The sequence below is a fragment of the Formosa haliotis genome (assembly GCF_001685485.1).
GTDB lineage: Bacteria > Bacteroidota > Bacteroidia > Flavobacteriales > Flavobacteriaceae > Formosa > Formosa haliotis.
Genome location: NZ_BDEL01000001.1, coordinates 2,945,508 through 2,961,513 on the forward strand (window position 1 = coordinate 2,945,508; position 16,006 = coordinate 2,961,513).

9 protein-coding genes are annotated in these 16,006 nt (G+C 36.4%); 3 read left to right on the plus strand and 6 right to left on the minus strand.

Annotation, left to right across the window (positions count from 1 at the left end; translation table 11 throughout):
* The first annotated feature begins 9 nt into the window (after nt 1–9).
* Together A9D35_RS12280 and A9D35_RS12285 are read left to right on the plus strand one after the other, a co-directional pair.
* On the plus strand, nt 10–3,216 hold the full coding sequence (locus tag A9D35_RS12280; protein ID WP_066223437.1) for a PA domain-containing protein: 3,207 nt from the start codon (nt 10–12) through the stop codon (nt 3,214–3,216).
* 191 nt (nt 3,217–3,407) lie between these two features.
* Nucleotides 3,408–4,283, plus strand: coding sequence for an alpha/beta hydrolase (locus tag A9D35_RS12285; protein ID WP_066223439.1), 876 nt, complete (start codon nt 3,408–3,410; stop codon nt 4,281–4,283).
* 18 nt (nt 4,284–4,301) lie between these two features.
* Here the strand turns inward: A9D35_RS12285 and dxs are convergent, their stop codons facing one another.
* Nucleotides 4,302–6,074, minus strand: coding sequence for a 1-deoxy-D-xylulose-5-phosphate synthase (gene dxs / locus A9D35_RS12290; protein ID WP_066223441.1), 1,773 nt, complete (start codon nt 6,072–6,074; stop codon nt 4,302–4,304).
* Nucleotides 6,075–6,114: 40 nt separating this feature from the next.
* Here dxs and A9D35_RS12295 point away from each other — a divergent pair, with 40 nt between their 5' ends.
* On the plus strand, nt 6,115–6,564 hold the full coding sequence (locus A9D35_RS12295) for a nucleoside deaminase (protein WP_066226062.1): 450 nt from the start codon (nt 6,115–6,117) through the stop codon (nt 6,562–6,564).
* Here the strand turns inward: A9D35_RS12295 and A9D35_RS12300 are convergent.
* From A9D35_RS12300 to A9D35_RS12320, 5 genes are all read right to left on the minus strand, one after another.
* On the minus strand, nt 6,561–6,800 hold the full coding sequence (locus A9D35_RS12300; protein ID WP_066223444.1) for a hypothetical protein: 240 nt from the start codon (nt 6,798–6,800) through the stop codon (nt 6,561–6,563). The two genes, A9D35_RS12295 and A9D35_RS12300, sit on opposite strands and share 4 nt — an antisense overlap.
* Before the next feature lie 188 nt (nt 6,801–6,988).
* The gene (locus tag A9D35_RS12305) at nt 6,989–8,776 is read right to left on the minus strand and encodes a chloride channel protein (RefSeq protein ID WP_066223446.1); all 1,788 of its coding nucleotides are present in this window, start codon (nt 8,774–8,776) and stop codon (nt 6,989–6,991) included.
* Between the two features lie 52 nt (nt 8,777–8,828).
* Nucleotides 8,829–10,622 (minus strand): chloride channel protein, encoded by a 1,794-nt coding sequence (locus tag A9D35_RS12310; RefSeq protein ID WP_083191692.1) that lies wholly within the window; start codon nt 10,620–10,622, stop codon nt 8,829–8,831.
* A 40-nt stretch (nt 10,623–10,662) separates the two neighbouring features.
* Nucleotides 10,663–12,417, minus strand: a complete 1,755-nt coding sequence (gene aspS, locus A9D35_RS12315) for an aspartate--tRNA ligase (RefSeq protein ID WP_066223450.1) — start codon at nt 12,415–12,417, stop codon at nt 10,663–10,665.
* Between the two features lie 105 nt (nt 12,418–12,522).
* Nucleotides 12,523–16,002 carry an efflux RND transporter permease subunit gene (locus A9D35_RS12320; protein ID WP_066223453.1) on the minus strand — a complete coding sequence of 1,160 codons (3,480 nt, stop codon included), beginning with the start codon at nt 16,000–16,002 and terminating at the stop codon, nt 12,523–12,525.
* Nucleotides 16,003–16,006: the final 4 nt, after the last annotated feature.

The window sequence follows — 16,006 nt, forward strand, 5'->3', positions numbered from 1 at the left end:
TACTTTAATATGAAAAAAAAACTACCCATTGTATTAGGGCTTTTAGCTCTTACTTTAATTTTGGCTTTTAGTTATTATTACTCTAGCCAAAAGGCAGAAACAGAACCCAAAACTTCAATTTCAGAACTGAAGGCTGCTCATAAAAAATTCCTTGAGAACAGTCCGTTTAAAGGAACTCAGGATTTATCTAAAAAAGAACGTGTAAACATGGGCTTACCACCAAAGCGTTATATGGAACGTTTATGGGAATTAACCATGAATCCAGAACTCGGTCGTCCAACACCAGAGAATCTGGCTGTTATTCAAAAAGAACTTATTGCTAAGCGAAATTCAGATTTAGCTCAAGGGCGTGTTCCTGGAGACGCCTCGAATAACAACTGGGTAGAACGTGGACCGAATAATATTGGCGGACGTACACGTGCTCTTATTTTCGATCCAAACGATGCTTCTAATGAAACCGTTTTTGCAGGAGGTGTAAGTGGCGGATTGTGGAGAAATACTAAAATATCCGATCCTAATTCGGTTTGGACGAGTGTAAATATTCCAGAAAACTTAAATATTACTTGTATTACTGTCGATCCTAATAACTCTAAAGTCATGTACTTGGGTACAGGTGAATCTTATGTCTCTGGCGATGTTAATGGGAATGGTGTTTGGAAATCTACAGATGGTGGTAATTCTTGGTCTCATATTTTTGGAGGTCCAGTTGGTGAAACCATTATTCAAACAAGTGCAAGTGTGGTAATTAATGCTCCGAATACTATAGCAGGAACCAATGTAGCCTCTAGTGCTAGTTTTGGCCCTAAACCTTTAGAAGACATAACTAGCAATTTGGTAATAGCTACAGACGGTACCGCTTTACCAAACGAGGGATGTAATGCTTTAACCAATGCAGCGGCTATAAAAGGTAAAATTGCCTTAGTTTATCGAGGAAGTTGCGATTTTGTTGTTAAGGTTAAAAATGCTCAAAATGCTGGAGCGATTGGTGTAATTGTTATAAATAATGTGGCTGGAAATCCGATTGGAATGGGAGGCGATGATCCTTTAGGAGATATAAAAATTCCTGCGGTTATGATTTCTAATACCAATGGAGCTAAAATAAAAGCTCAAATAGATGCTGGAAATACGGTTAACGGTACCATTAAAGGTGGTTATGGCGATTTTGTTGGACAATATGTTCTTAATGGAAATCAGCATGTAAACGATATCGCAGTACGAAATAATAATGGCGTATCCGAAGTGTATATTGCTGCAGGAGCAACAGGGTATTTTGTCTCGAATCCAACTACAGTCTTAGGACCAAATGATTATGGTTTATATAAATCTGTAGATGGCGGAGCTTCTTGGGCCGAATTAGGCTTGCCAACAACCGATTCAGGTTATAAATTCGAACCAAACGATATTGAAATTGGCCCAGATAACACTGTGTGGGTGGCTACAAGACGTAGTGCATTATACGGAGATGGCGGCGGAACAATATTATCATCGAAAGATGGTGGTATATTTACGGTAAAACACACGTTGGCTGCTAGACGTACGCAAATAGCAGTATCTTCTACAGATGCTAATAAAATTTATGTGTTAGCAGAAGGGACTAATGTTCCTGTTATTATTGAAAAAACAACCAATGGGTTTGCAACAACGACATCTATGCCTTTACCAAACGATGCCGATGATGATATATCAGCCGATGATTTTTGTAGAGGGCAAGCATATTACAATTTGGTAATAAAACTAGATCCTAAAAATGATGAAACGGTGTTTGTAGGGGGTATCGATTTATTTAAAAGTGTAAATGGAGGTAATGCCTGGACTCAATTATCGCACTGGCATGGGGGTTACGATTTACCTGAAATGCATGCCGATCAACATGCCATAGTATTTGGGCAAAACGACACCTCTAAAATGTTATTTGGTAACGATGGTGGGGTATATTATTCTACTACATCTGGAACAAACCCAGAAGTAAGAAACGATGGTTATAATGTAACACAATTTTATACCGTAGCGGTGTCTCCAACTTCGCCTTTTACCGAAGAGCTTATGGTCGCTGGGTCTCAAGATAATGGGAGTCAATTTTTTCAACAGGTAAGCGAAGGTATTAATTCTACATTTCCTGTGTACGGCGGCGATGGAGGAGCAACCTTTTTCGATCAAGATGGTACAGATACCTATTGTATCGTAAATTATGTGTATAATCTTGCCATTACTAAAATAGATTATGCTACAGGAGCTCGAACAACCATAAATGAAGAAGAGGAGCAGTATGGAGAATTTATAAACCCACAAGCCCTAGATTCTCGTTTAGATTATTTATTCTCAAATTACTCAAAAGGTAACGATTATGCCTATAGAACTTATCGTACCAAATTAGCAATTGGCCAACCTGGTTTCTTAGTAAATACCATTAAAAACGATGCTTTAGATGCCTCAGCAACAGCTATGGCAGTATCTCCACATCAAACAACCGGAGATCATAGTATATTGTATTTAGGTTTAGAAAACGGAAAATTATTAAAGGTGACGAATGCTAGTGCCCCTTTATTTCAAACGTGGACAGATATTTCTTCACCTCAGTTTCTAGGAAGTATTTCAGATATTGAATTCGGACAAACATCAAACGATATTTTTGTGACGTTCCATAATTATGGTGTAAATAATATTTGGTACACCACTGATGGAGGAACCACTTGGAGTCAGAAAGATGGAAATTTACCAGATTTACCTGTTAAAGCCATTCTTCAAAATCCATTAAAATTAGATGAAGTAGTCGTAGGAACAGAATTAGGTGTTTGGTATACGGCTAATTTCTCTAGCAATTCTCCAACTTGGAAATCGGCTTTTAATGGTATGAGTAATGTTAAAGTGTTAGACCTTGATATGAGAGATAATAATACTATTTACGCAGCAACATACGGAAGAGGTGTTTTTTCGGGGAAATTTACAAGTGCCAGTTTAAGTGTAGAAGACAATGTATTGGCTTCTGGAATTTCGTTGTATCCAACAGTATCTAATGGTGAATTTAAAATTAATTCTAAATCGAATTTAGGAAAGGTAAATCTTCAAATCTTCAATTTAAACGGACAGTCGGTTTATGTTAAAGATCTAGAATTAAACGGTAATACTGCTCAAGATGTGCGCTTAAATGTGTCATCGGGTGTGTATTTAGCGAAGTTTACTGAAGGGGCAATAACCACAACAAAAAGTTTATTGTAAAATAATATTCAAGCTTTTATAGTCTTTAAATAGGCTGTCTGAAAAAAAATCGGAATGACGGATTTTAATACTTTTTTAGACAGCCTATTTTTTTTTTGTGCCATAAATTCTGCAACAGTAGAGTTTAACAGCGTTAAGAGTTGATTTTCTATTATATTTGCTTTTATGATACATCTAAATTTAAACGACTAATGAAAGCTTATTTTTTATTATTTGTACTCACTTTAGGAAGTTTTTTTAAGGTGTCCGCTCAAGAAACCTCGTATAAGCCTGTTGCCTTTCCAGCAGGTTATAAAGCTGAAATAGATGTGGTTTATACTACCGTTAAGGATTGGGAAGGCCGGATGGATATATATTCCAATCCTAGCGCAGAAGCACCTACCCCTCTTGTTATTAATATTCACGGTGGCGGATGGAGTCATGGGGTTAAAGAATCTCAAACGGGTTTTGGTTCCTTTTTTAAGGAAGGATATGCCGTGGCCAATGTTGAATATCGCTTGGTAGACGTTTCGCCCGCTCCGGGATCGATCGAAGATGTGCGTTGCGCTCTAATTTATCTTGTTAAACATGCTAAAACATTAAATATAGATACCACTAAAATTGTGATTAAAGGTGGCTCTGCTGGAGGGCATTTAGCACTCATGACGGGTTTGTTGGCCAACAATACTAAATTCGATACAAACTGCGAACACGAGTCTAATATTAAAATCGCAGCGATTATAGATCAATACGGGCCTACAGATTTAACGCTAATTTTAAAGGGGTCTGTTAAGAGATGGATGGGAAATCGGTATCAGGATATAGATTTTGTAAAGTCGGTTTCGCCGCTGTATTATGTCGATAAAAATAGTCCGCCCATATTTATTGTTCATGGCGATGCAGATACCGTTATTCCTTATAATCAGTCTAAAATTCTTTATGATGCACTGAAAGCGCACCAGGTAAAAACCGCATTTTTAACCATAGAAGGGGGAGGCCATGGAAAGTTTTCAAAAGAAGATAAATCTAAATTAAATGAAAACATGTGGAAATTTTTATCTGAATTAGGTTTAACCAAACCAAAATAGACACTGTTCCATAAAAAATTATAATGTTTTTAAAAACGTTTCGGCTAAATGTTTTGCGTCGAGATGGAGTTCGGTTTGCAGTTCGGCTACCGATCCTTGTTCTATAAATGTATCCGGTATGCCTAGTACTTCAATAGTTGTTTTGTAATGGTGTTTTGCAGCAAATTCTATTACGGCGCTTCCAAATCCACCTAAAATAGTACCGTCTTCAATAGTAAAGACTTTGGTGTAGCTACTTAAAATATTATGAAGCAAGTCTTCGTCTAAAGGTTTTACAAATCGCATATTGTAAAAAGCAATCTCCTCTTGGTCTGTATGTTCTAATAGTTGTAGGGCATCTTCAACATTGTAAGCCATAGTGCCTATAGATAAAACAGCAATCGATTTTCCTGATTTTAATTTTTCAGCTTTACCAATTTCAAGTTTCGAAAAGGGCTGTTTCCACTCTAGTTCCCGGCCTCTTCCACGCGGATATCTAATCGCGATAGGATGTTTTAAACCTTGTTGAGCGGTATACATGATGTTTCGTAATTCGACTTCGTTTCTAGGTGCAAAAATGATGAGGTTTGGTATGCATCGTAAATACGCCAAATCGAAAACTCCTTGATGAGTTGCGCCATCTTCACCAACCAATCCGGCACGATCTAAACAAAATATTACCGGTAAATTTTGAAGCGCCACGTCGTGAATGATCTGATCGTATGCCCGTTGTAAGAAGGTAGAGTAAATATTGCAAAATGGTATAAAGCCTTGAGTTGCCAATCCTGCCGATAAGGTTACAGCATGTTGCTCGGCAATCCCGACATCGAAGGCGCGATCGGGATAGGCTTCCATCATATACTTTAACGAACTTCCTGTAGGCATGGCAGGCGTAATACCTATAATTTTTTCGTTGTCTTTTGCTAATTCTACTATGGTTTTACCAAAAACATCTTGAAATTTTGGAGGCATCACCGTGGTCGATTTAGCAAATAAATCGCCAGTTTTAGCATCAAATTTACCAGGTGCGTGGTATTTTACTTGGTCTAATTCGGCTTGTTTTAACCCTTTTCCTTTGGTGGTAATAAGATGAAGAAATTTTGGTCCGGGAATGTGTTTTAAACGCTCCAATTCCGAAATTACTTTAGGTAAATCATGTCCGTCTATAGGGCCAGAATAATTAAAATTTAGGGCTTCAAAAATATTGTCTTGTTTTTGCGTGCCTTTTTTAACATTGGTTAAATACATTTTTAAGGCTCCTACACTTGGGTCTATTCCTATAGCGTTATCATTTAAAATAACGAGTAAATTGGTATCTGTAACTCCCACATGATTAAGGCCTTCAAAAGCCATCCCGCTAGCAATTGAGGCGTCTCCAATAACAGCGATATGTTGCTTGTTAAAATCGCCTTTAAGTTTAGAGGCAATGGCCATACCTAAGGCAGCAGAAATGGAGGTAGAAGAGTGTCCGACCCCAAAAGCATCATAGGCACTTTCTTCCCGTTTTGGAAATCCGCTTAAACCACCAAGTTGTCTGTTGGTGTCGAATTGTGCTTTTCTGCCCGTTAATAATTTATGTACGTAAGCTTGGTGGCCAACATCCCAAATTAAAATATCGTCGGGCGTATTAAATACATAATGCAAGGCTATTGTAAGTTCTACAACACCTAAACTAGCACCCAAATGCCCTTCTTTAGTAGCTACAATTTGAATTATAAATTCGCGTAATTCTTTAGCGAGTTTAGGTAATTCAGATTTCGATAACTTACGAAGTTCTAGGGGCGAATTTATATGTTGGAGTAAATGTGTCATGCAGGTACAAATGTACGTTTTGAAATTGTATTTTTACATTATGGAAAATATTTTTGATGATACTTATTTTATGAAGAAAGCGCTTCAGGAAGCCGAAGCGGCATTCGATAAAGGTGAAATTCCTGTTGGAGCGGTTATTGTTATTGATAATAAAGTGATTGCTCGAGCTCATAATTTAACAGAAACCCTAACCGATGTTACTGCACATGCAGAGATGCAAGCCATTACAGCTGCAGCGAATTATTTAGGCGGGAAATATTTAAAAAAATGCACCTTATATGTTACTCTAGAACCCTGCCAAATGTGTGGCGGTGCGTTATATTGGAGCCAAATTGCAAATATAGTTTATGGTGCTAGAGATATAGACCGAGGATGTATCAATTTAAATACTAAGTTACATCCTAAAACAACTTTAAAGGGAGGCGTGTTAGCAGAAGAAGCGTCTGCATTAATGAAGCGTTTCTTTATTGAAAAACGAAATTTAAACTAGATTTTTCTATCGTCGCCTTCGCGCTCTCGCATTTTAGCTAAATTTTCTTTAGTAAGCATGTAATCTTTTGGGTCTTTATCTTTCCATCGGTAATAAGAAAATAATGGGAATACGAGAATAAATAAACCTAGTACCCCAAAGCCTATTAGTTTTTGAGCATAGGGAACATCTAGAATTAATCCAGAAAATATACTTCCTAAAGCCAATAGAGTTAAAATGATAATGAGGTATTTCATATTACTTTGTACTGTTTATTAAGTGGTATTTATAAGCCGTTAAAAGTACCAATTACTTATAAATATTTAGTGGTTTACGCTCTTATAATATTAAATGTTTTAATATTTAATAAGGTTTCGATACTAACCGATGTGGGGTGTATCTCTAACTTTTTCGTAATTATTTGGAATTTAAGGTACTCATAATTTTAACTGGTAAATTCTATAAGTTGATGCCTATAGGCTGTTAAAAGCTTCGATTTAGAGATATAGCCATAGTATTTTTCATCTTTAATTACAGGTAAATTCCATGCACCACTCGTTTTAAATTTATCCATAATAACGTTCATGGAATCTTTATTGTAATCAATAAGATTTGTAGGAACTTGCATCAGGTTTGAAACCGTAACAGTGTCGTACTTCTCTGTATCAAACATAATGTGTCTAATGTCGTCTAGCCTTAACGATCCTAGAAATTCATGATTGTCATTAACGACAGGAAAGTGATTTCGTGACGATTTAGATACTGCATTCTTTAAAATATGCCCCAGTTTCATATCGGGTTTTAAAATGATAAAGTTTTTTTCAATAACCTTATCAATATCTAAAACCATGAGTACATTTTTATCTTTATCGTGGGTCATAAGTTCGCCGCGCTCGGCCAATCTCATGGTATAAATAGAGTGTGATACGTAGTGTTTTGTTATGGCAAACGAAATGGCAGAAACTATCATTAAAGGCACAAATAATTCGTAACCACTGGTAATTTCTGCAATAAGGAAAATAGCCGTAAGCGGTGCATGAAGTACGCCTGCCATGAGTCCGGTCATGCCAATGAGTGTAAAATTGGTTTCCGATACATGAAACCCAAATCCGATATTGTTTATTATTTTTGCGCAAGCATGTCCTAAAGTAGAGCCCATAACAAGGGTTGGAATAAAAATACCACCTACACCTCCGGCTCCAAAAGTCGTGGTCATGGCTATGGCTTTAAATGCTGAAATCCCTAAAAGTAGAACAATAACTATCCAAATGTTAGATAAGTCTATATTAAAAGGGGTGTGACCAATAGCAGTGATATGATCGCCTTTTAAAAGATTATTCATGAGGCCGTAACCTTCACCGTAAAGTTGAGGTATAAAATACAACATGGTCCCAATGGCAACACCTCCTATTAAAAGACGTAAAGCACGACTTTCAAATTGTTTAAAAAACGCGGTAATCGTGAAAAACACTTTTGAAAAATAGATAGAAGCGAATGCAGTAACTAAACCTAATAGGATGTAAAACGGGATGTCTTCAACCATAAATTGTTCAATTAATTTAAAATTAAGTAGCACATCGGTTCCTAAAAACAAGTAGGAGGTAACTACTGCAGAAATGGATGCTAATAAAAGCGGAACTAAAGAAACAAAAGCAATATCTAAGCTAAAAATTTCTACAGCAAAAACGATTGCGGCTAATGGCGCTTTAAACATTGAAGCCATAGCACCAGCTGCAGCACAACCTATTAACAGCATTCTTGTTTTTGTATTCATGTGAAACAATTGCGCGGTGTTAGAACCCAAAGCAGCACCAATACTAACGGCTGGACCTTGTAATCCTACCGATCCTCCAAATCCGGCTGTTAATGGCGCTGTAATTAAGGAGGCATAAATGTTGTATCTAGGGATGATACCATTAAGTTTAGAAATGGCATGTAGAGTAGATGAAATACCGTGTCCGATATGTTTTGTTAGCCAAGTTTGTTTAATGATGTATACTAGTAATAGACCAATAATTGGAAGAATAAAGTATAAGGCACTTTCAGAGTCCTTGAATATCTCTAAGTCGAAAAGTGAGCGAATAAAATAGGTGAGGTTTTTAAGAATTACCGTACCCATTCCAGATAAAAAGCCAATAAGTATACTAAGGATATAAACAAATTGCCGTTCGGAAATATGTTTGTATTTCCAAATTAAAAATTGACGAAGAAGGCTTTTTGTGCTAAATGGCATAGTATAAAAATACTAAAAATTAAAACGCGTCAAAAGATTTCGTTTTCTGGTATTAACTCGTGAAATTAATAAGTTGACGACGGTAAGCCGTTAATAATTTAGATTTAGAAATAAAACCTATGTATTTATCGTCGCGTACTACAGGAAGATTCCAAGCGCTAGTGTCCTGAAATTTTTTCATAATATCTTTCATTCTATCCACGTTCAAATCTATAATTTCTGGTGGTGCTTGCATAACATCGCGAGCAACCACATCATCGTATAAAGTTTGATCGAACATGATAGGGCGTATGTCGTCTAACAAAATAATTCCTTCAATTTTTTTCGTTTTAACACTTATAACAGGAAAAATATTTCGATTCGATTTTACAACTGCTTTATGAACAATATCCCCTAAGGTCATATCTGGACTAACCTTAACAAATTTGGTTTCAATTAGGTTTTCTATATTCATTAATGTTAAAACAGCCTGATCCTTATCGTGTGTAATTAAATCGCCTTTTCGTGCTAACTCCATACTGTATACAGAGAACGGTAAGAAGTATTTGGTTACGGCAAAACAAATGGCAACGGTAATCATTAAAGGGGTAAATAGTTTATAACCACCAGTTAATTCGGCAATTAAAAATATGGCCGTTAACGGAGCTTGTAGTACACCTCCTAAAACGCCAGCCATTCCAACTAGTGTAAAGTTACTTTCGGATAAATGAATTTTAAAAAAGTCTAAAGTGTTTATAAATTTTGCAAATCCGAAGCCTAATACAGAGCCCATAAATAAACTTGGAGAGAAAATACCTCCAATACCACCAGCACCAAAAGTTAAGGAACTAGCAATAACTTTAAATAGTACCAACCCAATAAGTAAAGCTATAATTGCCCAATTATTGGTAATATCGATATGCATAAAGTTGTTGGTAACAACTTCGTTAAAGTTTCCGGTAACCATATTATTGATAACTTCGAAACCTTCACCATATAAAGGCGGAATGAAAAATACGATAATTCCCAGTCCGACTCCTCCAATTAATAATCGTTTTATAGGAGATTTAATATGGTCGAAAAAATCGTGAAAATACTCGTATACTTTTGTGAAGTAAATCGAAGTTAATGCTGCTAATACACCAAATACGATAAAAAATGGGACTTGACTTAATTCAAAATTATCGACTAACTCAAATGGTAATATTGTATCCGATCCGTAAAAGAAATACGATAACAATACGCCAGAAATAGACGAAATTAATAAAGGCAATAAGGAAATTAAGGTGAGGTCTAGGCTAAAGACTTCAATCGCAAACACAATCGCAGCAATAGGTGCTTTAAAGATACATGCAATGGCTCCAGCAGCAGCACAACCAATTAATAAGGTTCGAGTAGATTGGTTAGTATGAAATAATCTGGAGATATTAGAACTAATAGCAGCAGCGGTAGACACGGTTGGTCCTTCTAGACCTACAGATCCACCAAACCCAACGGTTAAAGGCGCAGTTAATAAGGCCGAAAACATTTGAAACTGGCGCATAATCCCTTTTTTCTTGGCTATAGCTTGTAGCGTAGAGGGAATACCATGGCCAAAATCTTGTCTTATTACATATTTTTTAACCAAATAGGTTAGGGTTAAACCTATAATTGGAAACAAAAAGTAAAACGGATGATGGTAACTACTTACCACTTTATTCTCCATTAAATGCTGAATAAAGTGTGTGGAGTTTTTAAGTATAACCGCACCTAAACCAGCAATTAAACCTACTAACACACTTAAAAAGAAAACAAAGTTGGTATGCGAAACATGTTTCGTTTTCCAAAGTAAAAATCTTGTAAGTAATGATCTTTTCTGTGTCGGCATAGTTAAAGGGTTAAAATCCCGCCGAGGCGGGATTTTAAATTTACGCTTTTATATTAAGTTTTAAGCTAAGCTCTTCAAGTTGATTATTATCTATTGGTGCGGGAGCATCAATCATAACATCGCGACCAGAGTTGTTTTTCGGGAAGGCAATAAAATCTCGAATTGTTTCTTGTCCACCTAAAATGGCTACCAATCTATCTAATCCGAAGGCTAATCCGCCGTGTGGTGGTGCGCCGTACTCAAAAGCATTCATTAAGAATCCGAATTGAGCTTTAGCCTCTTCTTCTGTAAATCCTAAATAATCGAACATTAAAGATTGTGTTTTCTTATCGTGAATTCTGATAGATCCTCCTCCGATTTCATTTCCATTTAAAACTAAATCGTAAGCATTAGCTTTTACCTCGCCAGGGTTGGTAGACAATAATTCTAATTGTCCTGGTTTTGGAGATGTAAACGGATGGTGCATCGCATGGTAACGTTCTGTGTCTTCATCCCATTCTAAAAGTGGGAAATCCATTACCCATAATGGTGCAAATACTTTAGGGTCTCTTAAGCCTAAACGCTCTGCCATTTCCATACGTAAGGCACTTAATTGAGTACGCACTTTATGGGTTGGCCCTGAAAGTACACAAACTAAATCGCCAGGTTTTGCGTTTGTAATTTCCGCCCATTTTGCTAAATCGTCTTGATCGTAAAATTTATCTACCGAAGATTTAAATGTACCATCGTCGTTACAACGTGCGTACACCATGCCTAGAGCGCCAATTTGCGGACGTTTAACCCAGTCTATTAATTTATCAATGTCTTTACGGGTATAACTATTTCCGCCAGGGATGGCGATACCAACCACCAATTCGGCTTCGTTAAACACTTTAAAGTCTTTGTGTTGTGTCACGGCATTTAGTTCTCCAAATTCCATCCCAAAACGGATGTCTGGTTTGTCGTTTCCGTATAAACGCATGGCATCATCGTAAAGCATTCTTGGGAAGGCTTCTACTTCTACGCCATTTACTTCTTTAAGTAAGTGTCTTGTTAAACCTTCAAAAACATTTAAAATATCTTCTTGCTCTACAAACGCCATTTCACAGTCTATCTGTGTGAATTCTGGTTGTCTGTCTGCACGTAAATCTTCGTCTCGGAAACATTTTACAATCTGAAAATATTTATCCATGCCTCCAACCATAAGTAATTGCTTAAAGGTTTGTGGCGATTGGGGTAGGGCATAAAATTCGCCTTCGTTCATTCTAGATGGAACCACAAAATCTCTTGCTCCTTCTGGAGTCGATTTTATTAAGTAAGGCGTTTCAACTTCTATAAAATCTTGGTTTGATAAATAGTTGCGAACTTCTTGCGTTACTTTATGACGGAATATCAGACTGTTTTTTACCGGATTACGACGAATATCTAAATAACGATATTTCATACGTAATTCTTCGCCACCATCGGTTTCATCTTCAATGGTAAAAGGTGGTAGAAGCGCATTGTTTAAAATGGTTAATTTAGATACTAAAATTTCAATATCACCAGTAGCAATATTTGGATTTTTAGATGTACGTTCTATAACCGTTCCTTCTACTTGAATAACAAATTCACGTCCTAGTTTTTGAGCCTGTTCCATCATGGCCTTTGGCGTGCGTTCTTCATCAAAAATAAGTTGAGTAATTCCGTAGCGATCGCGTAAATCTACCCAAATCATAAATCCTTTATCACGTACTTTTTGAACCCAACCAGAAAGAGTTACTTCGTTATTTATATGTGAAGATCTAAGTTCTCCACAATTATGACTTCTATACATATCTAAAATTTTGAAGTGCAAATTTAATGAAGTTAAATGACTAAAAAACAAAAATCCGAAGCATTATGCCTCGGATTTTCACTTTATAACGTTATATCGTTTTTATTATGCGGGAATTGATTTGGTAGTTTTTTTACGTAACCACATTTTAAAGCGGGTTATTAAGAAGAAAAATACCGGTACAACTATTAAAGTTAAGAAGGTGGCAATGAATAAACCATAAATTACGGTCCATGCTAGAGGCCCCCAGAATACCACATTATCTCCACCCATGTATATATTAGGATCGAAATCGCTAACCAGAGTAAAGAAGTTAATATTTAACCCAATGGCTAAAGGTATTAATCCTAGAATAGTTGTTATAGCCGTTAAAAGTACTGGGCGTAAACGGGCTTTTCCGGCTTTTACTATACTTTCATATAAATCTTTACTAGATAGATATTTGTCTTCATCTAAACCTAAGGCATTCTTTTTTCTATCTATTAAGAGTTGTGCATAATCGAGCAATACCACACCGTTATTTACTACAATACCAGCAAGGGAAATAATTCCCATCATGGTCATCATAATCACGAAAGCGTCTCCCGTAATTACCAATCCGCCAAATACACCAATAAAACTTAAGAAAATAGCTAACATTATAATTCCTGGTTTTGAAACCGAGTTAAATTGGAAAATTAGAATGAAAAAGATAAGTGCTAAACCTGTAAAGAATGCTCCAACTAAAAAGGACATTTGCTTGTTTTGCTCTTCGATTTGTCCTGTGTAATCAATTTTTACATTGGCAGGTAAATCTTTAAACGTTTTCATTTCACGTTGAATTTGACCTACAATTGCTGCCGCATCTGTAAACCCAGGAGATAAAGCTGAATACACGGTCACTACACGCTTGGTATCTTTGTGTTTAATAGCATTAAACCCAGATGTGTTATTTTGCTTGGCAACAGCCGATACAGGAATTTCTTTAATTTGACCTGTATTGTCTCTAAAAGTCATTTTCTGGTTGAAAATAGCACTAGTATTGTATCTGTTAGCTTCGTTGAAACGGACATAGATATCGTAATCGTCGCCATTTTCTTTATAAACACCAGCTTTACTACCAAAAATAGAGTTTCGTAATTGTGTACCTACCTGACTTGCGCTTACACCAAGTTCACCAGCAGTCTTACGATCTACTTCTACTTGCATGGCAGGTTTGTCTTTATTAACATCTATTTTTAATTCGTCGATTCCGGCAATATTCTTTTCGTTAATAAAATCGCGCATTTCTTGTGCGATACCTATCAATTCAGAATAATCGTCTCCTTCAATTTCAATGTTTATAGGAGAACCTGCAGGTGGACCATTTTGATCTTTTTCAACAGATATTAATACCCCAGGGTAAATACCTACTAATGCTTTTTGTACTTTCTGACGTAATAATTCACTATCGGCACCTCTTCTGTATTTATACTCACGCATCGAGGCCGTAATTTTTGCTTTATGAGGCATTTCGGCAGAAGATCCACCATCGGTTTGAGGGTTACCAGCACCTTCTCCAACTTGAGATACTGCACTTTCTACCATGAAATTATAGTCGCCATCTTTATACTCGTCTTGATTAACAACACTGTATACGCGTTCTTCTATTTCTTTGGTTATGGCGTTTGTTTTTTCAATATCTGTACCTTCAGGATATTCGATGTAAACAATAATTTGGTTGGGTTTGTTGTCTGGGAAAAACTCAACCTTAGTACGTTGCGATGCTAAAGATGCTCCGAAAGAAATAAAAGAAATAATTAATAAAACAAAAGTAGTGATGCTTACAAAAATAGGCCATTTTTTACTTAAGGCACGTCTTAACTCACGCTCGTAAAGGTTTTCAAGTTTTACTAGCGTATTTGTTTGGAAGTAGTTTGCAGCTTTACGTAAGAACAAACGGTAAATCCATAGCATTATGGCTGTAAAAAGCATAAGACCTCCAAAGCCTCGGTAAGCACCTCCAAAAATTAATATTAAAAGTCCGATTCCTCCAACAATACTCGTTATAAAAATAATATTACGTAGAGGCATATCTTTATCTTCTGTGGTCATGAATTTTGAAACCAATACAGAGTTAAAGAAGATAGCTACAAATAACGAAGATCCTAATACAGTTGATAAGGTAATAGGTAAGAGAATCATAAATTTACCCATTACACCTGGCCAAAGGCCTAGTGGAATAAATGCGGCTACTGTAGTCGCGGTAGAAATGATAATTGGAAAGGCAATTTCCCCGATACCCACTTTTGCTGCTTCCTTTCGGCTCATGCCTTCTTCGTCCATTAAACGGTAAACGTTTTCTACAACCACAATACCATTATCTACTAGCATTCCTAGTCCCATAATAAGTCCGAAAAGAATCATGGTATTTAAGGTATATCCTAGTAAGTTTAATATTACTAGCGACATAAACATGGACATAGGGATGGCAAAACCAACAAAAAGTGCATTTTTAAACCCTAAGAAAAACATAAGTACCACAACCACTAGTATGATACCAAATATGATATTGTTTACTAAATCGTCTACTTGACCAATAGTAACTGGCGATTGGTCGTTAGCAATAGTTACCGTTACATCTTGCGGGAAGACATTTTCTTTAGTGTCTTTTACAATTTCTTGAATTTGATTGGCGGCATCGACCATGTTTTTACCAGCACGTTTTTTAACGTCTAGCATAACCACACGATGGCCAAATTCTCTTGCGTAGGTTGTTCTATCTTTTTCTTTAAACGATACTTTAGCAACGTCCTTTAAATAGATAGGATTATTATGATCGGATTTTATTACGAAATTCTCTAACTCATGTGGGTTGTCTATTTCTCCTAAAATACGAATAGTACGGCGTTGCCCGCTAGAAATTAAGTTACCCGCAGACATGGTAACATTACCGCCTTTAATGGTGTTTATAACATCGTCGAAACTTACTTGTGCCGCCATCATTTTATAGATGTCTACAGCAACTTCTACCTCTTTTTCTTGGGCACCACGAATGTCTACTTGTTTAATTTCTTGTAAATCTTCAATTTCATCTTGAAGGTACTCACCAAATTCTTTTAACTTTTCTACCGGATAATCTCCAGAAATGTTAATGTTTAGAATTGGCATTTCTTCAGATAAATTTAAATCGAAAGCCGATGGTTCTACCTTTGCACCATTAAATGTAGGCCAATCTTCGCTCGCGGTTTGCGAATCTATTTCGTCTTTAACTTTTTGTTTGGCGTCATCAACGGCGATGTTTTCATCGAATTCTACAATAATCATAGAATAATCCTCTTGCGAAGTCGAAGTAATTTCAACCACATTACTTATGGTTTTTAACTTGTCTTCTAACGGATCTGTGATAAGCTTTTCTATATCTTCGGCCGTGTTTCCAGGGTATAAAGAGCTTACATAAATTTTAGTTTCCTTAATTTCGGGAAAGTTTTCTCTAGGCATATTGTAATAGGCTTTTACACCTAAAAACAATATAACAGCCATTAAAACGTAAATCGTAGTTTTGTTATTAATGGCCCACGACGACATTCCAAATTCCTTGTCTATTTGTTTTTTTTGTTTTGACATGTCT